This is a genomic window from Caballeronia sp. LZ035, from assembly GCF_031451175.1.
Classification (GTDB): domain Bacteria; phylum Pseudomonadota; class Gammaproteobacteria; order Burkholderiales; family Burkholderiaceae; genus Caballeronia.
Genome location: NZ_JARUXS010000002.1, coordinates 1445809 through 1470996, shown reverse-complemented (window position 1 = coordinate 1470996; position 25188 = coordinate 1445809). Strand labels below are relative to the sequence as shown.

General features: G+C 61.0%; 25 protein-coding genes. 7 read left to right on the top strand and 18 right to left on the bottom strand.

The window, feature by feature from the left end; translation table 11 throughout:
• Nucleotides 1-23: 23 nt before the first annotated feature.
• Nucleotides 24-773, bottom strand: a complete 750-nt coding sequence (locus QCE88_RS22340; protein ID WP_309906200.1) for an SDR family oxidoreductase — start codon at nt 771-773, stop codon at nt 24-26.
• A 241-nt stretch (nt 774-1014) separates the two neighbouring features.
• On the opposite strand from QCE88_RS22340, the gene QCE88_RS22335 reads away from it, so the two are divergent.
• The 7 genes from QCE88_RS22335 to QCE88_RS22305 are packed head-to-tail and all read left to right on the top strand — an operon-like array spanning nt 1015 to nt 8878.
• Nucleotides 1015-2382: an LLM class flavin-dependent oxidoreductase gene (locus tag QCE88_RS22335; RefSeq protein WP_309906198.1), complete on the top strand. Its 1368-nt coding sequence runs from the start codon at nt 1015-1017 to the stop codon at nt 2380-2382.
• 26 nt (nt 2383-2408) lie between these two features.
• On the top strand, nt 2409-3485 hold the full coding sequence (locus tag QCE88_RS22330) for an ABC transporter ATP-binding protein (protein ID WP_309906196.1): 1077 nt from the start codon (nt 2409-2411) through the stop codon (nt 3483-3485).
• Nucleotides 3482-4387 (top strand): ABC transporter permease, encoded by a 906-nt coding sequence (locus QCE88_RS22325; RefSeq protein ID WP_309906194.1) that lies wholly within the window; start codon nt 3482-3484, stop codon nt 4385-4387. The genes QCE88_RS22330 and QCE88_RS22325 overlap by 4 nt, the downstream gene beginning before the upstream one ends.
• Complete coding sequence (locus tag QCE88_RS22320) at nt 4384-5202, top strand: ABC transporter permease (protein WP_309906192.1); 819 nt, start codon at nt 4384-4386, stop codon at nt 5200-5202. The genes QCE88_RS22325 and QCE88_RS22320 overlap by 4 nt, the downstream gene beginning before the upstream one ends.
• 43 nt (nt 5203-5245) lie before the next feature.
• A complete protein-coding gene (locus tag QCE88_RS22315; RefSeq protein WP_309906190.1) occupies nt 5246-6316 on the top strand; it encodes an ABC transporter substrate-binding protein in 1071 nt (356 codons plus the stop codon).
• A 19-nt stretch (nt 6317-6335) separates the two neighbouring features.
• Nucleotides 6336-7565 (top strand): acyl-CoA dehydrogenase family protein, encoded by a 1230-nt coding sequence (locus tag QCE88_RS22310; protein WP_309906188.1) that lies wholly within the window; start codon nt 6336-6338, stop codon nt 7563-7565.
• A gap of 14 nt (nt 7566-7579) precedes the next feature.
• Entirely contained in the window at nt 7580-8878 is a 1299-nt protein-coding gene (locus QCE88_RS22305; protein ID WP_309906186.1) for an NtaA/DmoA family FMN-dependent monooxygenase, read from the top strand.
• Nucleotides 8879-8928: 50 nt separating this feature from the next.
• Here the strand turns inward: QCE88_RS22305 and QCE88_RS22300 are convergent, their stop codons facing one another.
• From QCE88_RS22300 to QCE88_RS22225, 17 genes are all read right to left on the bottom strand, one after another.
• The gene (locus QCE88_RS22300; RefSeq protein WP_309906184.1) at nt 8929-10116 is read right to left on the bottom strand and encodes an acyl-CoA dehydrogenase; all 1188 of its coding nucleotides are present in this window, start codon (nt 10114-10116) and stop codon (nt 8929-8931) included.
• A 24-nt stretch (nt 10117-10140) separates the two neighbouring features.
• Nucleotides 10141-10863 carry an ABC transporter ATP-binding protein gene (locus tag QCE88_RS22295; RefSeq protein ID WP_309906182.1) on the bottom strand — a complete coding sequence of 241 codons (723 nt, stop codon included), beginning with the start codon at nt 10861-10863 and terminating at the stop codon, nt 10141-10143.
• Between the two features lie 3 nt (nt 10864-10866).
• Nucleotides 10867-11682: an ABC transporter permease subunit gene (locus QCE88_RS22290; protein WP_309906180.1), complete on the bottom strand. Its 816-nt coding sequence runs from the start codon at nt 11680-11682 to the stop codon at nt 10867-10869.
• 19 nt (nt 11683-11701) lie between these two features.
• Nucleotides 11702-12685 carry an aliphatic sulfonate ABC transporter substrate-binding protein gene (locus QCE88_RS22285; protein ID WP_309906178.1) on the bottom strand — a complete coding sequence of 328 codons (984 nt, stop codon included), beginning with the start codon at nt 12683-12685 and terminating at the stop codon, nt 11702-11704.
• An 11-nt stretch (nt 12686-12696) separates the two neighbouring features.
• Entirely contained in the window at nt 12697-13470 is a 774-nt protein-coding gene (locus tag QCE88_RS22280) for a class II aldolase/adducin family protein (RefSeq protein WP_309906176.1), read from the bottom strand.
• 222 nt (nt 13471-13692) lie between these two features.
• Nucleotides 13693-15066, bottom strand: a complete 1374-nt coding sequence (locus tag QCE88_RS22275; RefSeq protein ID WP_309906174.1) for a cytochrome c — start codon at nt 15064-15066, stop codon at nt 13693-13695.
• 10 nt (nt 15067-15076) lie between these two features.
• Complete coding sequence (locus QCE88_RS22270; RefSeq protein WP_309906172.1) at nt 15077-16855, bottom strand: GMC family oxidoreductase; 1779 nt, start codon at nt 16853-16855, stop codon at nt 15077-15079.
• A 4-nt stretch (nt 16856-16859) separates the two neighbouring features.
• Nucleotides 16860-17591: a gluconate 2-dehydrogenase subunit 3 family protein gene (locus QCE88_RS22265; RefSeq protein WP_309906171.1), complete on the bottom strand. Its 732-nt coding sequence runs from the start codon at nt 17589-17591 to the stop codon at nt 16860-16862.
• Nucleotides 17592-17953: 362 nt separating this feature from the next.
• Entirely contained in the window at nt 17954-18193 is a 240-nt protein-coding gene (locus QCE88_RS22260; protein WP_309906169.1) for a hypothetical protein, read from the bottom strand.
• A gap of 797 nt (nt 18194-18990) precedes the next feature.
• Nucleotides 18991-19377, bottom strand: a complete 387-nt coding sequence (locus QCE88_RS22255) for a VOC family protein (RefSeq protein ID WP_309906167.1) — start codon at nt 19375-19377, stop codon at nt 18991-18993.
• On the bottom strand, nt 19370-19828 hold the full coding sequence (locus QCE88_RS42085; protein WP_409018197.1) for an SRPBCC family protein: 459 nt from the start codon (nt 19826-19828) through the stop codon (nt 19370-19372). The genes QCE88_RS22255 and QCE88_RS42085 overlap by 8 nt, the downstream gene beginning before the upstream one ends.
• An 18-nt stretch (nt 19829-19846) precedes the next feature.
• Entirely contained in the window at nt 19847-20566 is a 720-nt protein-coding gene (locus QCE88_RS22250) for a hypothetical protein (protein ID WP_309906165.1), read from the bottom strand.
• Nucleotides 20566-21798: a beta-ketoacyl-[acyl-carrier-protein] synthase family protein gene (locus tag QCE88_RS22245; RefSeq protein ID WP_309906163.1), complete on the bottom strand. Its 1233-nt coding sequence runs from the start codon at nt 21796-21798 to the stop codon at nt 20566-20568. The genes QCE88_RS22250 and QCE88_RS22245 overlap by 1 nt, the downstream gene beginning before the upstream one ends.
• Before the next feature lie 21 nt (nt 21799-21819).
• Nucleotides 21820-22266 (bottom strand): hypothetical protein, encoded by a 447-nt coding sequence (locus tag QCE88_RS22240; RefSeq protein WP_309906162.1) that lies wholly within the window; start codon nt 22264-22266, stop codon nt 21820-21822.
• A gap of 11 nt (nt 22267-22277) precedes the next feature.
• A complete protein-coding gene (locus QCE88_RS22235) occupies nt 22278-23063 on the bottom strand; it encodes a PDZ domain-containing protein (RefSeq protein ID WP_309906159.1) in 786 nt (261 codons plus the stop codon).
• 215 nt (nt 23064-23278) lie between these two features.
• The gene (locus tag QCE88_RS22230) at nt 23279-24187 is read right to left on the bottom strand and encodes a radical SAM protein (protein WP_309906158.1); all 909 of its coding nucleotides are present in this window, start codon (nt 24185-24187) and stop codon (nt 23279-23281) included.
• A gap of 529 nt (nt 24188-24716) precedes the next feature.
• Nucleotides 24717-25163, bottom strand: coding sequence for a DMT family transporter (locus tag QCE88_RS22225; protein ID WP_309906156.1), 447 nt, complete (start codon nt 25161-25163; stop codon nt 24717-24719).
• Nucleotides 25164-25188: the final 25 nt, after the last annotated feature.

The following is a 25188-nucleotide window of genomic DNA, read 5'->3' as shown; positions in this document are numbered from 1 at the left end:
ACGTTCGCTAACCCAACCACGCATCACGCATAAGGCGGCCCGCCGCCATCCACATACAACCGCGTCCCGGTGACGAAGCGCGCTTCATCCGACAACAGATAAGCGACCGCCGCCGCGACGTCTTCCGGCGTGCCGGGGCCATCGAGCGCGGTGAGACGCGTGGGTTCCGCGTCGGCCTGTCCCGATGCCATCGACGCGAAACGCGGTGACTGGATCGGCCCCGGCGCGACGGCGTTGACGCGCACGCCATGCGGCCCGTACTTGCGCCCGAGTCCCTGCACGAGCAGGTCGAGGGCTGCATTCACACTCGAACCCGGAAAATGATTCGGCGGCGGCGCGATGCCACCGCGCCCCGAGATCGCGACGATCGCCCCCTTGCCCTGCGCAATGAAGCGCGGCAGCGCAGCGCGTATGGGCCGCACGGAGCCGAGCAGCTTCGCATCGATGACGCGTTGCCAGTCGGCGTCGGTGAGGTCGAGGAAGTCGCCGAACGCGCCGACATTCGTGCTCAGCACAAGGCCGTCCAGACGCTGGAAGCGCTCTTCGATCTGTCTGAATGCATCGCGCACGCGTGCATCGTCGGCAACATCGACCGACAAGGGCACGACGCGCGGCAAGTCGGCAAACAGCGTGTCGTCGACATGACGCGACGACGCCACCACATGCGCGCCCGCCTGGGCAAGCCGCCGCACGGTGGCTGCGCCGAGCGCGCCGAAAGCGCCCGTGACCCAGTACACGCGGTCGTTGAAGTGTTCGTGATCCTGACTGGACATGGTTGAAGTCACCGTGGCTGAAAGCCTGCCATGGTGCTCGGTCACGCGAACTGAACCAACGGATCATTCCGCGAAAGCTTCCGACCGTCGCGTGGCTAAGTTATCCATCGGGCTTGCCATGCCCAATGCAGCCGAGACGCGCTTTCCTTAGCAGACAAACTTGGTTGGATGCAGGCCCCCGCTCTCCTAGTCTGTATGGCTCCGAATTCGTCGGCGCTGACCACTGACCGTAGGCCCGCACATGACCACACATCTGCATTTCAACGCATTTCACATGAATGCCCCGGCGCATTCGTGGGCCGGATTCTGGCGGCATCCGCGCGACCGCTCGCTCGAACACAACACGCTCGGCTACTGGGTCGAGCTGGCGCAGACTGCCGAGCGCGGCCTGTTCGACGGCGTGTTTCTCGCGGATGTCTTCGGCATCTACGATGTCTACGGCGGCGGCGTGGACGCCACGCTGTTTTCGGCTGCGCAATCGCCCTCGCACGATCCGCTGCTGACCGTGCCCGCGATGGCACATGCAACGAAGCACCTGGGCTTCGGCGTGACCGCCAACCTGACCTACGAGCATCCGTACCAGTTCGCGCGACGCTTCTCGACGCTCGATCATCTGACCGGCGGACGCGCGGGATGGAACGTCGTCACCGGCTATCTGGAAAGCGCGGCGCGCGGGATGGGACTCGACAAGGCGCGCGAACACGACGAACGCTATGCCGCGGGCGAAGACTTCCTGGAAGCCGCGTACAAGCTGTGGGAAGGAAGCTGGCTGGAAGGCGCCGTGGTGCGCGACAAGCGTGCGGGCAAGCCTTATACGGACCCGTCGCGGATTCGTCGTGTGCAACATGAAGGACCGTATTTCCGCGTCGATGGCTTCAATCTCGTCGAGCCCTCGCCGCAACGCACGCCGGTGCTGTATCAGGCCGGCGCGTCCGGACGCGGCAAGGCGTTCGCGGGCAAGCATGCCGAATGCGTATTCCTCGAAGGCCAGACGCCCGCCATCGTCGCGGCGGCGGCGCGTGACATTCGCGCGCAAGCCGTCGAAGCCGGCCGCGCCGCCGACGATCTGCTGCTCTATCTCGGTGCAACGGTGGTGGTGGCGCGGACGTCGCAGGAAGCACGGGAGCTGCAGGCCGAATACGCGGAATACGTCGATACGCTCGGGCAGCTGGCGCTGGTGTCGGGATGGACCGGCATCGACTTCGCGGCCATGGATCTCGACGAACCGATCCGCTATGTGAAGAGCAACGCGCTGCAATCGACGGTCGAGAATCTGACGAAACGGGCCGGCCGACCCATCACCCCGCGCGACATGACGCGCTTCGATCAGACGGGCGGGCGCGGGCCGTTCATCGTCGGCAGTCCCGCCGAGGTGGCCGATCAACTCATCGCCTGGGCTGATGAAACCGGCGTCGACGGCTTCAATCTGCGCCGCACCGTGATGCCGGAAAGCCTGCATGCCTTCGTCGATCTGGTGGTGCCCGAGTTGCAGAACCGGGGACGCTATCGCACGGCCTACGCGGAGGGCACCTTGCGCGAGAAGCTGTTCGCGGGGCGCGGGCCGCATCTGCGTGACACCCATCCGGGCGCGCGTTACCGCGCGATTTGAACGCGTCGCGCTGACAAGGATTCATCATGGCAACTGTCCAGCTGCATAACGTCGTCAAACGCTATGGCGGCGCACCTGTCGTTGATACGGTCTCGCTCGCCGTGCGCGACGGCGAATTTCTCACACTGCTCGGCCCGAGCGGCTGCGGCAAGACCACCTGCCTGCGCATGGTCGCGGGCTTCGTGCAGCCGGATGCGGGGTCGGTGCATATCGGCGGCGAGGACGTGACGCGCGTGGCCGCGCACCGGCGCAACACGGGCATGGTGTTCCAGCAGTACGCGCTGTTTCCGCACCTGACGGTGGCGCAGAATCTCGCGTTCGGTCTGCGCATCCGCAAGCTGGCGGGCAAGGAGATCAGGACGCGCGTGGCCGAAGCGCTTGCGCTCGTGCGCCTGTCCGGCTATGCGGATCGCTATCCGGAGCAACTGTCGGGCGGACAGAAGCAGCGTGTTGCACTGGCGCGGGCGCTGATCATCAATCCGCGCGTGCTGCTGCTTGACGAACCGCTCGGCGCGCTCGACCAGAAACTGCGCGAGGAATTGCAGGCCGAGATCAAGCGCATCCAGCGCGAAGTCGGCATCACGACGATCTTCGTCACGCACGATCAGAACGAGGCGCTCAGTCTCTCGGATCGCATCGTGGTGATGCGGCAGGGTGTCATTGGTCAGATCGGTTCGCCGCAGGAACTCTATGACCGGCCGGTGGATCGCCATGTCGCGAGTTTCATCGGCAAGATCAATCTGCTCGAAGTCGCCGCGTTGCACGTGGACAGCGCCGGCCTCCTGCATGTGCGCGCGAAGTCCTCCGAGACCTTCGAGGTCGATCTCGAAGGCCGCCCCGCGCCCCGGCCCGGCGATCCGCTGCTGCTGGCGCTCAGGCCGGAACGCATCACCCTGGGCGAAGGCGCGGCGAACCGCGTGCAGGGCCGCGTCGAACTGGCGACCTATGCCGGCGACGGCTGGTATCTCGAAGTCCGTACCTCCATGGGCGATCCGCTCATTGTGCGCACCACTGGCCGCGCGGCGCCCGTGCCCGGCGAGCATGTCGCGCTCGGCTGGGATCGCGGCGACGGCGTCCTGCTGCACGACGAGGTGTCCGCATGAGCGACGACACGCTGCTCGTCGCAACGGACCTCGCCCGTGCGCCTGCGCAGCCTTCCCTCGAACGGCGGCGGCAGGCGGCCTATGGCGCGCTCGCCTTGCCGGGCCTCGCGTTCCTCGGCGTGTTCTTCGTCGCGCCGCTCGGCTATCTGCTGGTGCTGTCGCTGCATGGCGGTGGCTCGATGGGACGGGTCGATGACGCCTGGACCCTCGCGAACTACGTGCGCTTCCTGTCGGACGCGTACTACCTGCACATCCTGCTCGATACGCTGGGCTTCGGCGCATCGACCGCGCTGATCTGCGCGGTGGGCGGCTTTCCGTTCAGCTACTGGCTCGCGCGCACGCACTCACGCTGGCGCACACCGATGCTCTTCGTCACCGTGCTGCCCTTGCTCATCAGCGCGGTGATCCGCAATCTCGGCTGGATTCCGGTACTGACCGAACACGGCATGCTCAACAGCGTGCTGCTCGCGCTCGGCGTCATCCAGACGCCGCTCGAATGGATCTTCAACACCACCGGCGCGCTGATCGGCATGGTGCACGTGGAGTTTCCCTTCATGGTGCTGATGCTGACCGGTGCGATCCGCAAGATCGATCCGGCGCTCGAAGAGGCCGCCATCAATCTCGGCGCAACGCCCGCGCAAGCCTTCATGCGCGTGGTGCTGCCGCTGTGCCGTCCGGGACTCGCGGCGGGTGCGTCGATGGTCTTCATGGCCGCAATCAGCGCGCTGGTAACGCCGGGAATCCTCGGCGGGCATCGCGTGATGTTCATGGCGCTCTATATCGATCAACAGATGCATAGCGTGCTCAACTATCCCGTCGGCTCCACGGCCGCCATGCTCACGATGTTCGCCGCGCTCGCGTCGATGTGGCTCGCGCTGCGCGTGAGCGGAGCACGCACATGAACGCCGTCGCTTCCCTCGTGCCGAAATGGCTGCTGCGCATCGCCATCTTCGCGGTGCCGGTGTTCCTGCTGCTGCCGTTCGTCGGCATTGTCGGTGCATCGTTCTCGAAGAGCGGCGCGCTCGCGTTTCCGCCGAGCGACTGGACGCTCGCCTGGTATCGCGGCATCGCGCCCGGCTGGTACGACGCGCTGCGCTACAGCGTCTGGCTCGGCGCGGCGACGACGGCGCTCGCTACCGCCGTCGGCGTGCCGCTCGCGCTGTCGATCGTGCGCGGACGCTTCGCGGGACGCGGCCTCGTCAATGCGCTGTGTGTCGCGCCGCTCGGCGTGCCGACCATCGTCATTGCGGTGGCGGGCTTCAAGTTCTTCATGCTGGCCGCGCAGTTTCAGGACATCGGCCTGAACGGGACCACGGCTGCCATCGTGCTGATGCAGGCCGTCTTCACGTTGCCGCTCGTGGTCCGCGCCGTGATCGCCAGCTTCGCGCACTACGACATCGCGCTCGATGAAGCCGCGCAGAACCTCGGCGCCACGCCCTGGCAGGTGTTCTGGCGCATCACGGCGCCGCTCATCGCGCCGGGCGTGATCGCGGGCATGTTGTTCGCGTTCGTCCTGTCCTTCGACGATGTCGTGGTCGCATGGTTCATGGGCGACCCGAGCCGTCCGACACTGCCCGTCAAGCTCTTCAACGCGATGGAAGTCGAGTTCGACAACGCCATCACCGCGCTGTCCACGCTGATCGTCGCCTTCTGGGCGGTGCTCGCGCTCGTGCTCAACCGCTTCTTCCATCTCGAACGCCTGTTTTCCCGGCGCTGAGTGCGCTTCATCCCTCCATCCGCTTATCAAAGAAAGGCTCATTTTGAAAGTATTCGGCAAACTCGCGTTGGCGCTGGTCGCCTCTCTGTTTACGTACGTCGCGCAGGCGCAAGGCACCGACCAGAAAGACGTCGTGTTGCGCGTGTCGTCGTGGGGCGGCAAGTCCACGCAGACGCAGATCAAGTATGCGGGCGACATCTTCACCAACAAGACCGGCGTGAAGGTGCAGTTCATCGACGGCGCGTCGATCGATCACGTCGCCAAACTGATTGCCGCCAACGGCCGCAACGTGCCGTATGACGTCGTGTTGCTCGACGGCGACGTGCGCGCGCAGGCCATCAAGGCGGGCGTGCTGCAGAAGTTCGATCCGGCGAAGGTGCCGAACACGCGCTTCGCCTTCGACGAAGCGAAGAACGCGCAAGGCTATGGCCCGGACTTCGACTTCGTGTCGGCGATCTTCGTCTACAACGCGGACAAGTTCGCGCAGGCGGGCATTCCCGCGCCGACCTCGTGGAAAGACTTGTGGAACCCGAAGCTCGCGGGACACGTCGCGCTGCCCGATCTGGCGAACGGCGCGGGGCGCGCGTTGCTGATCGAAACCTCGCGTCTCAATGGCGGCGACGAAGGTAATCTCGACAAGGCCGTCGCCGAGATTGCGAAGGTCAAGGCGCGCACCTTCTGGCAGACCTCGCAACAGGCGGAACAGCTCATCAAGTCGGGCGATATCTGGCTGACCGTCATCGCCGATGGCCGTGCGTATGCGTTGCAGGACGCCTACAAGCCTGCGCGCGCGGTGCGTCCGAAAGAAGGATCGATTGCGTTTGCCTCGACGGCGGATATCGTGAAGGGCACGCCGCATCCGGAACTCGCCGCGCAGTTCCTCAACGAGATCTACGGCGCGCTGTATCAGCTCGGCAATGCCACGGACTTCTATTACGGGCCGACCAATCGCCTGCTGACGCCGGTCATCGACGGCGATCCGCAACTGGCCGCCAAGCTCATCTACAAGCCCGAGCAGGCGAAGACGCTCTATCACCCGAACTGGGACACGTTCTGGGCTGCGCATGAACGCGCGCAGGACCTGTGGAACCGGACCATCGTGTCGGGCCGCTAACAAGACGAGGAGCATGGCGATGAACCAGATCGACCCCGCACATTTCGACGATGTTCCCGCGCGCCTGCAACGCGCGCTCGACGTAGCGACGCCGCTGCTGAAACAACGTGCGGCGCAAGTGGACGAAGCCGCGTCTTATCCGTACGAGCAGATTCGCACGCTGCACGAAGCCGGTCTGCTGACTGCGGGCTTGTCGAGCGCACGCGGCGGCGCGGACTTCGGCCGCACAACGAGCTTCGCGCATTACTTCGATACCGTCACTGCGATTGCCCGCGCTTGCAGCAACACGGCGCAGTTGTTCACCGTGCAGACGGGCGCGCTGTTCTCGCTCGAACTGCTGGGCGAAACCGCGCTGGTCGATGAAGTGGCGCAGGCGGTGCGCGAGCACGGCGCGACTTTCTGCTTCACGGCCGCCGAACCGGATGAGCGCTTCACCTACGACAACAAGCGCATCAACATCAAGTCCAGCGCCGAACGTCTCGCCGATGGCCGCTGGCGCGTGAAGGCGGAGAAGGCCTTCGCGACGGGCTCGGTGGGATGCGGCTTCGCGCTGTTCCAGTGTGCGACGGTGAGCGACGATCCGAACCGTCCGCCCGAGTCCGTGCTGGTGGTGCTGCCGCGTGGGCATGAAGCGGTACGCGTACTGGATACGTGGGACGGCATCGGTCAGCGTTCGACGACCAGCGGCAAATTGATTGTCGACGAAACCATCATCGATGCGCGACAGATCGTCGGCAATCCGGCGAGCGTGCCGGCAGCGGCCATCTTCGCGCCGTTCTATCAACTCGGCTTCGCAGCGATTCTCGCGGGCATCGGTGAAGCGGCGCTCGACGATACGCTGCATTTCATCCATCAGGTTCAGAAGCCGACCAACGGCTATGCGCGCGCGGCCGAGGAACCGGCGCTCCACGCGCATGTCGCGGACGTGCGCATCGCGCTTTCGGCGAGCCGTGCGCTGATCGCCGAGGCGGCGCGCAAGATGGACGCCTTCACGCGCGGTGAGGCGGATATCGCCGATGTCTTCGTCGCCGTGTATCAGGCCAAGGTGCATGCGAGCGGCAGTTCGATCGAAGCGGGCTCGCGCCTGTTCCAGATCGGCGGCGCACGCTCGGCCACCCGCAGCGTGGCGGCGGACCGGCACTGGCGCAATGCACGCACGCTCTCGCTGCACGATTCCGTCGACAAGCAGAAGGGCATCGTCGCGCGGCATGTGCTGGGCGTCGAGCGTCCCAATGTGTCCACGCGCTGACAAGGAGGCGGACCGTGCTGCTGGCATTCTTTCTCTCGCATTCGGCGTCGCCGCATACGGTCGGGCAATGGCGGCTGCCGCGCTCGTTCCAGGGCTTTCGCTACGATCGCGCGCCGTATTGGGAGCATGTCGCGCGCACGGCGGAACGCGGCGGCATCGACACGATCTTCCTGTCCGATTCCTACTCCATCTACGAAACCTACCGCGGCGACAGCGACGACACGCTGCGCTGGGCCGTGCAGTGTCCGCGTCATGATCCGTTGCCGCTGGTGTCGATCATGGCGCGTGTGACGCAGCATGTCGGGCTCATCACGACCTTGAGCACCGCGTTCCTGCCGCCGTACTGGGTCGCGCGCCAGTTTGCGACACTCGATCACTTGACCGAAGGACGCGTCGGCTGGAATCTGGTCACGACAGCCGGCGAGCCCGAAGCACGCCAGTTCGGTCAGGCGCTCGATGAACACGACACGCGTTATCGTCGTGCCGACGAGTATCTGCGTCTGTGCCAGACCTTGTGGGATAGCTGGGAGCCGGATGCCATTCTCGCGGACCGTGCATCGGGGGTGTTCGCGGATCCCTCGAAGGTCGCGAAGATCAGCTTCGACGGCGAGTTCTTTTCGAGCCACGGACGCTTCACCGTGCCACGCTCGCCGCAGGGCAGGCCGCTGATCGCGCAGGCGGGATCGTCGAGCGCGGGCGCGGCCTTCGCGGGCCGTCACGCGGATCTCGTGTTCGGCTTGCGGCATTCGGCGCGCGGCATGCGCGAGTTCGTCGACAAGGTGAAGGGCGAAGCGACGCAGGCCGGACGCGATGCCGATGACGTGCGCATCCTGTGGGGCATCGTGCCGATCGTCGGGCAGACGCGCGAAGAAGCGTTGCAGAAGCAACAGGCGATTCGCGACAACGTGACGGTGGAAGCGGGCCTGACGATGCTCTCGGCCTTTCTCAACACAGACCTTTCGCGCTTCGATGCAAACGCGCCGTTTCCGGATATCGGCGGGACGAGCGGCATACGCGGGCATCTCGCGACCATCACCGAGGACTTCGCGCCGGACACGCCGCTTGGCGAGATTGCGCGGCACTTCGCGGCGGGTCAAGGGCCGCATGTGGTCGGCACGGCGGCCGAGGTGGCGGATCAGTTGCAGACGCTGCTGAACGAAGGCGGCGGCGATGGCTTCATCTGCATCACGCATGCGTTGCCGGCCTGCATGGATGAGTTCGTCGATCTTGTCGTGCCTGAACTGAAGCGGCGCGGTCTGCGTCCGGAGACCTACGAACACGCGACGCTGCGTGAACGCGTGCGCGCGGGATGATGTTGTTGTTGCGACAACGCCGGCTTGCTGCCGGCGTTGTGTTGCAAGGATCAGAAGAAGGACAGGTTGGGCAACGGCGTGTCGTGCGTCGCTTGCCGGCCTATTGCCAGCGCCTTGTAGATCAGCGGATTGTGCGCGGTCACCGTGCGCAATGCGCGCCAGTGCCGATCGAGCCGCTTGCCGATGCGCGTGCTCGAAGCACCGCCCACTTCGAACAGCTCCCCCGCGGCACGAATGGCCAGATCGTCGATGACGACCTTGGTCTTCGCCGTGCTCGCCGCCGCCTGTTCGAAGGCATGCGACGAGACATCGCCCGCTGCCGCGCTGGCGAAGCCGCGTTCCAGCCAGTGCGTCGCTTCCAGCACGCCGACGCGCGCCAGATGCGCGACGCTTTCAAGCCGTCCGATCACGCTCAGCAACAAGGGATCGTCGCCCGGCACTTCCGCGACTGCGTGATAGAAATTGCGTTCGCGCGACTTCAACAGGAGCGCGGCATCCTTGACCACGCGTTGCAGCACACCCGCCACGACCGCCGAGAGATACAGCTGCGCGAACGTCGCGACATAGGGAAGCTTCGTTACGTTCTCGTTGTCGATGATCTCGTCGGGCGTCACGCGTACGTCGGTGTACGTGGTCGTTCCGCTCGCCGTGAACTGCTGGCCGAAGCCATCCCAGTCATCCGCTATATGGACGCCTGCGCGCGTTGCCGGTACAACCACCTTGACCGGCTTGCCTTGGGCATCGACGGCATAGACGTGAATATGGTCCGCATACAGATTGCCCGTGCTGTAGAACTTCCGGCCGTTGAGGCGCAGGCCGTCCGGGCCATGCGTGACGGCGGTCTCGTAGTCGAAGTTGCCGACGTTGCGCTTGCCCAGTTCCGTCGCCGACGCGCCGAACGTCTCGCCGCGCGCGACCCGTTCGATGAAGGTCTCATAGACCGGCACGCGCGCGCGATCGATCAACAGACCTTCGACGAAGTTCAGCGGATTGCGGAACGCATGCGCGACGTTGGGATCGGCGGCGGCGAGATCGATGATGAAGTCGAACAACTGCACGAGCGTGATGCCTGCGCCGCCCCGTTCGCGCGGCAATCGCAATGCGCCCAGGCGCGCGTCTTTCAGGCGCTGCATCGTTGCCTTGAAGGCGGCGGTGTCGCGGTGCGGAGTGGCTTCCTGTTCGGCGACCCACGGCAGCAGGGCGCGCAGATCGCTTAGTTCGAGATGAGATGTGGTCACGGTTTCAAATGAAGTAAAGGAGCTTCAGACAGTTTCAGCGGCCACGCCGAGCGCAGCCAGCAGACGTTCGCGCAACGCGGCGAAGGCGGGATCAGTAGGACTGCGGGGACGCGGAAGATCGATCTCGATGTCGCTGCCAATGCGGCCATGCTCCAGCATCACCACGCGGTCCGCGAGCAAGAGCGCTTCATCGACGTCATGCGTGACGAGCAGCACCGTCGCGTCATGCGCCTTCGATACCTTCGCAATCAGCCGCTGCATCTGGATGCGGGTGAGTGCGTCGAGCGCGGCGAACGGTTCGTCGAGCAGCCAGACTTTCGGATCGCGGACCAGCGCTCGTGCAAGCGCCACGCGTTGCGCTTCGCCGCCCGACAGCGTCAGCGGCCACGCATCCAGCCGGTGCGCAACGCCGACTTCCTTCAGCGCCGCGGCAATCACGACGCGTGCGTCTGGCTTGCGCAGACCCAGCGCAAGATTCTGTTCGACCGTCTTCCATGGCACCAGACGCGGTTCCTGAAACACCACGGCGCGCTTGTCGGGTATCTGGACGGTGCCGGCGGGCGCGCTGTCGAGACGGGCAAGCGTGCGCAGCAAGGTGGACTTGCCGGAGCCGGAGCGTCCGAGCAAGGCAACAAAGGCGCCGGCTTCGATGTCGAGATCGAGGCGGTCGAGCACGGTGTGCTCGCCGAAGCGCCGCGTCAGTTGACGCACGCGGATCAGCGGTTCGGTTGGGGTGTAGGTCGCCATGACTCAGTCCTTGATGACCGCGGGACGCCACGCCAGCAAGCGCCGTTCGGCGGCGCGCACGAGGGCGTCGGTGAAGAGACCGAGCAGCGCGTAGATCAGCAGGCACGCCATGATGATGTCGGTGCGCATGAAGTTCTGCGCATTGATCGCGAGATAACCGATGCCGCTCGACGCATTGATCTGCTCGCCCACCACCAGCGAGAGCCACGCGATACTGAGCGAATAGCGCAGGCCGACGAGAAACGAAGGCAGCGCGCCCGGCAGCACGATATGCACAATCTGTTCGGTGCGCGTGAGGCCGAGCGTGCCGGCCATTTCGATGATCTTTGCATCGGCGCCGCGAATGCCCGAGAACAGGTTGAGATACACGGGAATCATGCAGCCGAGCGCGACGAGCGCAACCTTGGGCGTCTCGCCGATGCCGAACCACAGGATGAACAGCGGCACGAGCGCGAGGTGCGGCAGGGTGCGGGCCATTTGCAGGAGGGCATCGACGGCGTCTTCGCCGCGTCGGGAGAGGCCGGCCAGCAGCGCGAGCGCCACGCCGAGCGAGAGCCCGATGGCCAGGCCACTGCCCGCACGCGCCAGCGACGCGAGCAGATGCATGCCGAGCTCGCCGCTGGCCGCGAGTTGCCATAGCGTGGCGGCGATCTGCGAAGGCGACGAGAAACGCCGCTCGCTGACGAAGCCGGTCGTGGCGGCAAGCTCCCACGCGAGCAGCAGTGCGGCAGGGACCGCGAAGCGCTGCCAGCGAACCCGCGGCCTGCGCCGTGCGAGCGGCTCGCGTGGCGCATCGACGGCGATCGTTGGATGAGACATGACGAATCTCCGTGAAGGTTCAGGCGGTGGTCGCGAGTTGGCCGTCGAAGGCTGCGCTGATATTGCCGATCGACTGCTTGATCATGCCGTAGCGATAGAAGCCATCGGCCGACTGTTGCAGCGCGCGGCGCACGTCTGCGTTGAGCGGCGCGGGCGTCGGCTTGAAGTCGGCGAGCAGGGAACGCGCGGTGGCGGGATCGAGCTTCGTGTCCTTGACGAGCGCGGCAGCGGCTGCATCGACGTTGGCGAGCGCCCAGCGTTGCGCGCGTTCGCTGCGGGCGAGGAAGTCGCGGATCGCATCGCGTTTGTCGCGCGCCGCCTTCTCGTGAACCAGCAGGAAGTTGTTGCCGCTGAAGAGGTTCGGTACATCGCTCAGATTGGCGATGGGATAGGCGCCGTTCTGCTGGATCGCAAGCGTCGAGTAGGGCGCCCAGGTGAGCCAGGCATCGACGGCGCCGGATGCAAAAGCCGGTTTCGCTGCGGTGGGATCGAGGAACACGATGTTCACGTCGCTGCGCTTGAGGCCCGCCTTTTCCAGCAGGCCGTAAGTCATCAGTTCGGGACCGCCGCCCGCGTTCACCGCGAGCTTCCTGCCCTTCAGGTCCGCCACGCGTTTGATGCCTGAATCGCGTTGAGCGAGCAACGGAATGAAGCTCGGCGCGAAGGTGATGGCGCTGACCGCGCGCGCCGGGCAGCCGGCGGCGTAGGCGAAGAGAAACACGACGTCGCCGGTCTGGCCCACATCGAGCGCGTCCGCATTGAAGGCTTGCAGTTCCTGTTGACCTGCCGGAAACTTGCTCCATTCGATTTCATACGGCAGGTTCTTCGCTTCGCCGGAGGCTTCGAGAAACGCCTTCCAGCCGATGGAGTTCATGTCGCCCACGCGCAGCACCGTCGCGGCGCGCGCCGGGCCGCCGATCATGAAGCCCGCTGCGGCGGCAAGCCCACCCGCCATGAGCTTGCGACGGTTGAATGATGCGGGTCGATCGTGTCTGGATGTCATGCTGTCGTCGCTCAATGTTCGTAGCCAGGGTTGTGTCGATCGACGAGCCGCTTGAGGGCCTCGAAATGCTCGACGTGATAGGGACGTCCGGACCACGCAGCGCCCTCGCGCGCGTGCTCGGTGTATTGACGGTGCACGAGGTCCTGCTGCTCCTGTGACAGCAACCTCAATGGCTTGCCGGTGGAATACGCGAGCACCTGGAAGCGCGCCGCGCGTTCGAGCAGATACAGCCGGTCGTAGGCTTGCGAGACGCTGCGACCGGTGACGATCACGCCGTGATTCGCGAGGAACAGAATGCTCTTGTCGCCCAGCCGGCGTGCAAGACGCCGGCCTTCGTCGATGTCGTAGGCGAGGCCGTTGTATTCGTCGTCGTAGGCGATATGGCGCAGCAACAGCAACTCCGCCTGGCCGATGGGCAGCAGACGCTGATCGGCCAGACGCGTGAGCGCTGTCGTGTAGGGCATGTGGGTGTGCAGCACGGCGGCGTGCCGGACGGGATCGGACTGATGAATCGGCAGATGGATGCACAGCGCGGATTGCTCAACGACGCCTTCGCCCGCGATGCGCTGCGCATCGTAGTCGAGCGTCAGGAAGTCGCTCGCCTTGATCTCGGACCAGTGACGTCCGAAGGGCGCGACCAGAAAGCGTCCGCGCGGATCGGGCAGCGACAGCGAGAAATGATTGGCGATGCCTTCGTGCAAGTCCTGCATCACCGCGATGCGATGCGCGGCGGCCAGATCGATGCGGCCGGTGTGTTCGACCTCGGCAAGGTCTGCTTCAGCCATGCGTATGAGCTCCCTACAGTGACGGATCATGCGACCGCGCGCGCGATGAAACTGGCGCGCGGCACTGGCACGACCATAAGTCAGCCGAAGCAGCGTTCAAACGAATGGATTGTTCGATCTATATCAGGGCGTGCGCGTCGAGCTTATGACGCGAGGATCGAAGAGGCAGGCGAGGGGAGAGGCGCGGGTATGACGTGACCGTCATGCCCGCGCTGTGTTGCTTTACTGGTTTTCAGCGCGCGTCGGTTGAGCCGAAGCGTGGATTGCCTTGCGTTCCTTCGCAACCTGTTCCACCGAAACCGCCGGTGCGTGATTGCCCCAACTCGTGCGCACGAAAGTCAGCACGTCGGCGATATCGCGGTCGGTGAGACGTTCGGCGAAACCGGGCATTGCGTAATGCGTCGGGGCCGCCTTGGTCCACGGCATCGCGCCGCCCTGAAGCACGATGTGAATCAGCGAGGCGGGATCGTCGGAGTTGACTACGGTCGAGAGCGCGAGCGTCGGGAACGTCGCGTCATAACCGCTGCCGCTCGTGCGATGGCACGCCGCGCAGTTGTCGACGAAAGTCAGCGCGCCATTGCCGCGATCCGTGCCCGCACGCAATGCGTTCGCGGCATCGGCGTTGGCGGTCAGCGGCTGCGATGACGCATCCACGGGCGCGAGCGTCTTCAGGTACGCGGCGATCGCGCCGAGATCGGCATCGCTCATATGCTGCGTGCTGTTTTCGACCACTTCAGCCATGCCGCCGAACGCCGCCGTATGCGCGGTGCGCCCGCTCTTCAGGAACGCGACGATGTCCGCTTCGCTCCAGCTCGCGAGACCATCCTTCTTGTCGCCGCGCAGGTTCTTCGCGAGATAGCCGTCGATCACGCCGCCCGACAGGAAGGTGTGGCCGTCGTCGGTCAGCGCCTTCTCCTGCAAGCCGACGCCGCGCGGCGTATGGCATGCGCTGCAATGCGCGAGACCTTCGACGAGATAGCGACCGCGCGCCACCGGATCGGCGGGCACGGGCGTATCGTCGACGACCACGTCCGGCGCGAAGGCCATGCGCCAGAAACGCAGCGGCCAGCGCATCGACAGCGGCCAGACGATGTCCTCTGCGCGATTCGCCTGATTCACCGGCTGCACGCCTTGCATGAAGTACGCATAGAGCGCCTTCACGTCCGACGGCTTGACCTTCGCGTAGGAGACGTAGGGCATCGCCGGATAGAGCGATGAACCGTTCTTCGCGACGCCATGGCGCACGGCGTTGTCGAAGTCCTCGAAGGAGTAGTCGCCGATGCCGGCTTGCTTGTCGGGCGTGATGTTGGTCGAGTAGATGCGGCCGATCGGCGAATCGATGCCGAGTCCACCCGCGAACGGCTTGCCGCCCTTGGCCGTGTGACAGGCCACGCAGTCCGCCGCTGCGGCGAGATAGCGGCCCTTCTCGATCAATGCGCGGTCGGCGTCGCTCAATGCTTGCGCCTGCGGCTGCGCGACTTTCGTTTCGACGCGCGGCGCGGAGGCCGGTTGCTGCGCGAACGCGAGCGCGGCCCATGCAGCGCCCGCGACGATTGCCGACGACAGCGCGGTCATCGTGAGTTGTTTCTTCGTCATCGCTGTTTCCTCAAGCTTGAACCAGCGGAGCGCCAGGGTTCTTCAGGTATTGCTCGCGGATCGCCTTCGCCGAGTGATACGCGAGCGCGGCCACGATGCCCGTCGGGTTGTAGCCCATGTTCTGCGGGAACGCGGAGGCGCCCATCACGAACACGTTCGGCACGTCCCAGCTTTGCAGGTACTTGTTGACGACGCTCGTTTCCGGCGACGAACCCATCACGGCGCCGCCCGTCGTGTGCGTCGACTGATAGACGCGCGTGTCGTAGTGCTGCCCCTTCTTGCGGATCGCGCGGAAGTACTTCTCCGGATTCATCGCCTTGGCCACGTCTTCCATGCGTGTGCCGATGTGATCCAGCATCGCGTATTCGTTGTCGTGCCAGTCGAAGGTCATGCGCAGCAGCGGCTGGCCGTACTTGTCGCGGTAGGTGGGATCGAGGTCGAGATAGGCGTCGCGATACGGCATCACCGAACCCGAGATGCCGATGGTCATGTGGCGCTGATAGGCATCGGTGACGCCCGCTTTCCAGCCGCTGCCCCAGTTAGGCGTGCCCGGAATGGTGGGCGTCTGCTTGATCGGACGGCCGCCGTAGCGGATATGCCGTACGCTCGCGCCGCCGACGAAGCCGAGCGGGCCGTGATCGAACTGATCGCCGTTCAGGTCGTCCATGCCGACGCCGCCCGCGCCCGTGCCGATGAACGGATTGAGCTGCGTGCCCTTGGGCAGCAGCACGTTGATGCCGCCGTTCATCTGATACGCGTAGTTGCGGCCGACCGTCCCTGTGCCGGTGCGCGGATCGTACGGCTTGCCGATGCCCGACAACAGCAGAAGACGCACGTTGTGCATCTGGAACGCCGCGATGATGACCATGTCGGCGGGTTGTTCGACTTCACGGCCTTGGGCGTCGATGTACTGCACGCCGGTTGCGGTCTTGCCGTCCGGTGCGAGCAGCACCTTGGTGACGTGCGAGCGCGTGCGCAATTCGAAGTTTGGCTTCTTGAGCAGCACCGGCAGGATGGTGGTCTGCGGCGAGGCCTTCGAATACATGTAGCAGCCGAAGTCTTCGCAGAAGCCGCAGAAATTGCACGGTCCGAGGCGCACGCCATACGGGTTCGTGTACGGCTGCGAGGTATTCGCGGCGGGCGCCGGATACGGATGGAAGCCCACTTCGCGCGCGGCCTTTTCGAACAGCTGTGCGCCGAGGCTGTTTTTCAGCGGCGGCGTGGGGAATTCGGAGGTGCGCTTGCCTTCGAGGGCATTGCCGCCGGCCTGGATCTGGCCATTGAGATTGCCTGCCTTGCCGGACGTGCCGAAGACCTTCTCCGCGAAGTCGAAGAACGGCTCCATCTCGTCGTAGGTCACGCCGAAGTCCTGCACCTGCATGCCTTCGGGGATGAACTTCTTGCCGTAGCGCTCTTCATAGCGCGTGCGCAGTTGCAGCTCTTCGGGAAGCATGCGGTAGTGCATGCCGTTCCAGTGGAAGCCCGCGCCGCCGACGCCATTGCCCAGCAGGAACGAACCGTTCTGACGATACGGCGTGGCCAGATCGTCGACGCCATGACGGATGGTCACGGTTTCGCCCGAGAGGTCCTGGAACAGTTCGCCGCGCACGGCGTACTTGAGTTCGTCGATGACCTTCGGATAGTTGGCGTCCGTTGGTGTATCGCGCATTGCACCGCGTTCGAGTGCGAGTACGTTGAGACCTGCATCGGTCAGTTCCTGGCCGAGAATTGCGCCGGTCCAGCCGAACCCGACGATCACGCAATCGACCTTGTCTTTCTTGATTGCCACCTGCTTACCCCCGCCTGCCGTCGATCGATACCGGGCCGTACGGATACTTCACGCCCGGCTGATCGATCCAGTCCATGAAATCTGCCCGGGCACCCGGGAAGCCGACCATCTTCCAGCCCACCATGTCCTTGTTGCCGCCGTAGATGGGATCGGCCAGGAAGCCTTCCTTGGTGTTGCCAAGGAGGTAGGAGAAGAAGGTGCGCGCGGGCACGACGTCGAATTCGATCTTCGCGTGCTCCATCTCGCCGAGGACCGTTTCCTGGGTCTTGTGGTCGAGTTGCGCGAAGGTCTTGCCGCTGTACTGCTTCATGCAGTGGTCGTCGCAGGACTTGATGCCGTGGCGATAGAGATCGCGCGGCGCGAGGTTCATCTGATAGCCCATCTCGGGCGGCTGTTCCGGATGGAACGGGCCCTGCATGTACCACAGCTTGCCGTGGCCATAGGGCGTTTCCATCTGCCGGTCGATGTACTCGTGCACGTTGGCCGCGAGCGCGCCGGGACCGTGATCGTCAGCCGGGATCAGGCGATCGATGGCGGCCTGGATGAAGGCCCATTCGGCATCGGTGAAGTAGGTGGGGGCGTAGGCCTTGGCGCTCGCGACGGGCGTGGCGGGCGGCGTGGCGTTGCTGCTGCAGGCGCTCTGCGTGAGCGCCGCGCCCGGGACCACGGTGGCCGCGGGCACGATGGCCAACACCTGCCGCAGGAAGCGACGGCGCGGCTCTTTGTCGTTCGACATGCTCTTTCTCGTCTTTGTCGTCTGTGGGGGGAGGATGCGTGCGTGGCCGGCCGCTTCTGTAATGGAAGCAGCCCCACGTCAAGGCGGAGCGGGGACGCGCCCGATGCAGCGAAGCGTCGTGATCGACTGTTATGGCTTCGCGGTATGGCGGGCGGACAGGAATGTATGTGGCAAGAGCGAACGGTTATTCATGCTTTGATGCTTTATTGCTTTCCCCGATCCGGCGTTCGCTTCTTTGGCGCGAAGTTTAGACAGGTCGGATGAATAAATAAACTATATGACGCTATCTTCTGGAAGATAGGTTTTGTTTTTAATGGCGCATCCGTCGCGGAGAGCGGCGGATGCGGGTTCGAGGCCTGGGTTCACTGCAGACGCGGGTCCTGTGACTGAGGAGCAGGTTGGCCCGGCCACGTCACCGGAATGTTCCACTCCTTCAGAAGTTCAGCAACGCCCGGCCAGGACTTCGGAATGGAGGGCGGTAGCGGGCCGGGGTTGCCGTTCGGCGGAAGGGTGATCGTGGCTATGCCGCCGCGAATCGAAGACATCGTGGCGTGAGACAGAGCGTCGGTGCGCGGCAGGTCGGTGATGGTCAGCGTAGGCATGATGGGTCTCCAAGCAAAAGTAGAGTGAGTGGCGGGGATGGCGCCGGTTGGTGTTTTGCATGGGCCGTGCCATTGAGCATGAAAGTCGCTAATGCCCGTCTGCTTGCATTCTCAGGGTGGAAAAAGGCGCGGGAGGCCAATCTACAGGTGATTTCTTGCGTCGCGCGATGCGTAAAGAACGACAGTTCGAAGATTGGGTGTTTGCGAGCGGCTGACATTTCAGGACCAATTCGGAGGGCTGGGTCCGCTTGTAGGAGGTAGAGGTCAGTCCGTAGGTCGTCAGCGCGTGACCCATTGCGGGCAAGCAGATCTATCGCGGTTTGCGTGAGAGGCGGGAGACGACCCATTGCCGTCATTTAAATTGCGTTGACGCCAATGACCGCTCTCGTATATTGACGGCCACCTGCACATCCGGACTTTCCCGATGCACGACGGGCAAAATGTGCTCCCCGACTCCAGATGTATCCTTATTGGTACCTGAACATGAACAGGGGTGGACTAGCTTGCCAAAACGAAATGATCTGCACGTTAAACAGGCGCTTAGCAGAGCATCCTACCTTAGATAAAATAGGAAGCGTCACAGTCGAACCATATTAACGGCACGTCCAACAAACCCACGCGATTGGCGACAGAAAATTATGAACTCTGCGCCATCGTCCGTGTCCGTTGATTACCGCTTCGACCTGTTAGTACCTCACTGAAGATTTCGCTTCCCCTCTTCCGGCTCAATCTTGAAATAGATAACTGTCGATCCCTGAGGCTAATGAATATCGCCCCTATACTTCGAATCTCGTAAGTCACGGCAACGACCATCGTGTTCCAATCCTAACTTCATTGCCGTCCGGGTCGAGTGCTGTAATCGCTCTTGATCCAGCCTCGGTGGTGTGAACTCCTCGTGCGCATTGAAATCCTTCGCTACGCAAGTCATTTTCGATCGCAGCTGGATCGTCACGTTCAAGCTCGAACCACATGCGCTGTCGGCCGGCTAAGGCAGGGTGTTGCCCTTCGAATGACACTATAAACGTTATTCCGCCATCGATTTCAAAAAATGCTCCTTGATGGCCGGGCGGCCCCCAATCCATCACGACTGTCTCTTTCCGCCCAAGTAATGTTCTGTAGAATCTGACCGATGCACCGAAGTCGCCAACAATTAAATAAATTGACTGAACCTTTACGTTAGTCATCTGAATGTACCTCCCGGGGAAGCTTCCAACTTTCCTCCAAATACTCCTTCATTTTCTGCTGATTTTCAGCAGTATGAGATTCCAGATACGTTTGTATCTCTTCCTCTCTGCCCGCATCCTCTACGACACATTGCATGCTCCAACTCATTCGCGTACCGAGGCTCGACCGATGGTACGTCCATAGGATATGCATGTACTCAAACGGAGTTAGCGGATCGAAGCGTTCAGCGTATGCGAAAGGAACCTCGGGAACAATGACCCGCCAAGAAATCCATTCTTGACCGGATGTATGACTTATCTTGAACCAAATTTTTCGGCCTTCCGTTCGCAAAATGCTAACCTTTCTATATTCGGACATAATTAGAGGCCATTGCCGCAAATCGTTTGAAACCTGAAAGGCGTAATCCAGAGGAACGTTGATCTCTATAGCTCGATCGATCCGTATTGGCACGATATTCACCGATATGAGTCATGCATAGATTGTGATTACATCTTTCGCTGCAACAACTGCGAATCGCATGTCAAGAACGTAGGCGGAAGGTTGATTAGACAAAGCGGCCAACATAATCATTGGAAGCGCGCACGCTCCCCTTACCGGGGTCCCTTGAAATTCAGGCAAATTAACGTGTACTGCTGTGCCGTCTTCCAGATTGAACTCTGACATTTGCTCGATGGTCACTTTATATCGACCTGATTTCGATAAGCGCATCCACAAAGCGGCATCGCGGGGATCGATTAAACCCAACGCGTCACGAAGGAAAGGACTCCCACAGCTTTCAGATGCCCCCGCGAAGACTGTTAAATACTTTCCTCGTTCGAGCCAAATTTCAGCGAGTTGTAGCGCGTGGAGGAACGCCACCCCCTCTGAGCTGAAGGTGAGAGCTGCGGTCCGCAAATTGTTTTCTATCGTCACCTGGCCTTGCGCAGCGGCAGGGAACCATGCAATTGCTTGGAAGGCACTTATTCCACCAGGACCGTGCTCGGCAAGTTTTTGGAGTTGCGGTTCGCCAAAAGTCCAACCTCCAAAGCAGTTAGCAAACAGAATTGCCATCTCAGCTTCTTGTTCCACCGTCCCTCGCTGCCTTATCTTTTCGAATGCTTCACGAGCAAGAAAAGAAAATGGGTCCTCCTTCTTACGAGGACCACATGTTCCACTTTGCAGGTTGAGTTCGAAGTCGGCGATATACATCACGAACTCTCAAAAATAGCTGCAGAATGAATTCCGGAAAAACCACTAGAGTTCTTTATAGCAAAGCGAATACGTTTGTTAAAAATTTGATCAGGAAGAAAGATGTCATCGAATTCAATGCGGGAAAGGTATCGATTTGGATATGGAAATACCTTTCCTTCTGATAGCATTCGAATTACCGCCACCGTCTCAATTAGATTTGATGCACCCAAAGCATGACCGAAGGAGGCCTTTCCGGCAAACACTGGCAGCCGCGAAAGCCTGGATCCAAAAAGGGCCTGTAGTGCCGAATGCTCAGCACGATCATTTTGAGGAGTGGACGTGGCGTGAGGTGATATAAGGTCAATTTGCGAACTATCCACGGTCGCATCAGCAATCGCCGCATTCAAAGAGGCAAGAATCGACTTTCCACTTTCGTGAATGGCAGTCATATGGTACGCGCTGCTGCAGCTAGCGAATCCGCGCATAAATGCGAGAGGCTTTACGCGCCTCGCGGCCACCCTGTCTTGTCGTTCAAGCACAACGCAGGCTGCTCCTTCCCCGAGACAGAACCCGCTCCGATCAGGACTGAACGGCCGGGAAGCCAACTGCTGTTGACGCACTTCCTTCGTGAGCGCACCGATTTGTTCAAAGCACGCGAGAACCATCGGAGTAATGGGTGCTTCCGCAGCGACAACGATTGCACAATTCGCGCCGTCTCGCACTACTTCGAGGGCGTAACCAAGAGCATCAAGTCCCGCCGTACAGCCAGTCGAGACAATTACTGGCTCCCTGTTGGAGATTTCACGAAACACTGACCTTGCTGGATTGGAAAAACTCACCGCATCGCCAGCCCCTATTCTTGAGATCGATGCTGTCGAGAACTTCGCGAGCGATCCATATGCGGACTCCATTTCCCATGAACCGGCGACTGCAGTCCCGAAGACAAGCACGCATTCCCTCAGGTCAATCGCTGGGTTCAGACAAGCACGTTGCAGGGCTTCAACAAGCGCTTGCCTCCCATATATGGCTAGACGAGGAAGTCGCACATCCAAAATGTCACTATCACTTGCGACGTCCGTTTCAGCCACTTGAAATGCATATCGCGACTTAAAACATTCTGTTGAGAATCTTTCTATCGAACGGCAGGCTGTACGCCCTTGACTCAAAAACGTATCCATTTCGGCAACGTTTCCAAATCCCGGTCCGACCACCCCAATGCCGGAAATTGCAATACGGTCCGAACGACGCATCACCTCACTCCAGTATCTTATTTATGGCTTGTCCCATGGAAATGGTCGATGACCCCGTGGCGTTTTCTTGGCCTGCTCCTCTTCTTGCGCAAGTGCCTCGATATTTGTAATCATTTTTTCGAACACCTCATGGCCACTTTCGAAATCGACCATAGGTATCACTTCTCGCTCCGCATACCGGTCGTGCGCGGGATTCAATTTAATAAATTCGTCAAGCTGGGTATGGTTATCAACCGCGACGATAAAATGCATTGCGGGTCTTGCTACTTCTTTATGTGCCATCAAGATAGTGCCTTGATTGAACTGTCCCTCCATATATCGAAGAGCGTCGTACGCGCGCCTTAAGTGATGGAGTTGCTCTTTATAGTCGGTGGGGGCAGATAACGTAGGCCAGCGCGTTATCACCAGAAATTGCATTTTACTTTTCATGAACTCCGGATCCGACAATGCCTTCAGATTTACTTTCACGATGCCGTCCTTTATTCGAAATAGCTTGCGACAACCGGGTGAACTGGAAAATTGAACATCTTTTGCAGGAACAAAAACGGCTGTCCCTTTATATCTCGCCACCACCCGCCGTAATTGAAGCTCGCCGATGGAACGAGGACCAACTCCGGGGTCTCATTCGCGTCTTTTAAATGACGTTGAATTGCACTGGCAATATCTTCGACTACAAAAAGATCGCCAAGCACGATATTGCCACCATAGAAACGATTTTCTGGAATAATTAAATCAATCGAAACTTCGTGGCATTCCAACCGAAATCTATAATCTTCTAGCAGTTTCGCTAGCAAAGGAGCCACAACGTGGGAAGTAATCAATATTATTTTTCTCGCCCGGTAAAATTCAATGTATTTGAATATCTGATCGAGCGCAGCGGCCGGTATAGAACCCGCGATCAAATAGATCCCAAATCTGTCGTTGTATGGAAATCCATATATGTAATCATCGCGAAGCTCACAGTGTGATTCCGATATAGAAATTTCAATCCGGTCATCACCTCGGCGCAGTTGCAAACTTACTTCACACGGTTCTGATTCTCTGCAGAGCGCTAATAGAGATTCGCATTGTGGACGCGACAGTACTCGACGACCGTTGACGCGCTCAATTACGTCATCGACTTCAATTCCCGCCAACCACGCAGGAGAGTTCGGGATGACGCCAGTAATTTTCGCGGCCCCCAACTCGGTCTGTGTGACTTGTTCCTCGAACAAACGGGGCTGAAGTAGCAACGGGGTACGCAGTTGCCTTCTCAGTGGAACCAAGCTATCTATTACCTGCCTCCAATATTCAAAGACCGAAAACGACGGCGGGTTCGGAAAGAACCGTGTATATCCTCCTAGGATTACGTTTATCGCGCGTGCGTGAAAAGTATCCGCAAATCTGATGGTACGAATGATTTCATCTAAAGAGACAGACGGCCATGCCACGATGGTGACGGCGGTCTTGACGGCATGTTTCGCGAGGATTGGTAGCGCTTCTAAGCCTTCATATGGCGCCCTGCCATCAACCGTTTCCTCACATCTGGGCTAACTGCATTTAGCGAAAGGGATATTTCAATCGGCTCCAAACTTTTCAAGAAAACTACACAATCTTCAGTGAGCGCGTATCCATTCGTGGTTATCGACATGGGTGTCGACGTTGACTTTCGGATTCCCGTGGCAATTTCTCGAAACGCCGGATGGATCATGATTTCTTCGAGATCGTACGTTGGCTGCGGTAGCATCTTCCCATTTGAGAAGTAACTCAGCCGGCGTAACGCCTCGGCCGTGCTTCCAGCATTGTCGCGCCGGTTCAATTTGATCGTGGTATTGGACGGATTACCGAAAACATAGCAAAACTCACATCTTGCATTGCAAGCGCGAGTTAGCGCACCAAGGACCTCATTAGGGTCTCCCTGACTTGGCGCGATCCAGTGAGACTCATCGTTCAATGAAAATTCGACGATTTTGCCATCGCGAACGTCGACCCTGACCAATGTGTTGAGGGCACCTAGTGCGTTGGCCAAATACTCTATCCTCGGCTCTGTCCGCCTTAAAACGTCGAGATCGTAAAATGATTGAGGTCGTTCCTGTCCGCCGGTCGAGCGAGCTTGATTCTTATTGGTGTCAGATGTCGATCGAACATCGGGACGAAGGCGTGGCGGGTCAAATAACCTTATTGCTAGCGCGTCGTTTGAATAGCGGTCCTTTTGGAAAACAAATGCGTCAACATCGACCGGAACGCCATCTTTTGTGAGACAAACGATACTGAGCAGATCTTCAATCTGTCGCCGGAAGAAGCCGGCGACAACATCTTCGCCGTCCGCGTCTGAATTTGTCGGATCGACAGGAAAGCGGTATAGATCGCTCGGCTGAGCGGGTGGCAGCAAAGGTGCTCGATTGTTCACAGCTTAGCTCCCAGACCAATCAATCGCCGCGGCGCGAATTGTTCGAATAAGTATTCGTTGTACTTCGATATTTTTCAAGTTGTTAGAAAAAATCAATCCAATCTAGTTCTTTATTGCTTAGATGATTAATTCTGCAAACCTGATGCGTAGAGCCGTTCTATTCACGGGCGAAGGCGACATGGGCGCGTTCGCACTGGTGACGGAACTGGACGGCCTTTTCGATCAATCGCGTTGCCATGCGAGCGGTAGGTTCCTGAGTTAAACTGACGTTGGAATGTCTCCGCGACAGTTCGAACGAATGCCCCTTCATGGCCGACCCCCGCCGCCCCATGACACAGGACAAACGCGCCCCAATCTGTTTCTTCAAACATCGCCGCGATATGGGCGTTCGACTACCAGGCGACCTTATTACGCGCCAAGCGGCGGCGTCACGCAGATTAAAAGCCAAGTCCGAGGCCTCGGCAGCGCGACACCTCAATCGATGAAACAAGCGCGCCGCCCGTTCCCAAAAGCGCCATCCTCACCCCCCTCAAAACCGCATAACCATCCCCACCCCCACCACCATCAACCCCGTCCCCACGGCCCGCATCCACCCCAACGGATGCTCCGCGACCCCGATCAACCCAAAATGATCGATCGCCACCGACGCCACGAGGTTCGCGCAGATCGTCAACCCGTTGAGCGTCCCAACCCCCACCTTCTGCACCAGCGTCAACCCGGCGAACACCGCCACCGCCCCCACGATCCCGCCGAGCGGCGCCCACCACTTCATGCTGCGGAGATCATCCAGCGTGGGCAATGGCATCGGCTGAATCCAGAACAGTGCAATCGCCAGAAACGTCACGAGCAGAAACGACACGCTCGACGCGAGCCACGGATTGACCAACGCGCCTTTGAGTTGCCCATTGATCGGAGCGCCTGCAGCCTGAAGAATGCCGCCGAGGATGATGAAGGGATAAATCCACGCGCTGCTCATGTTCCATGTCTCCGTAGGCAATGAA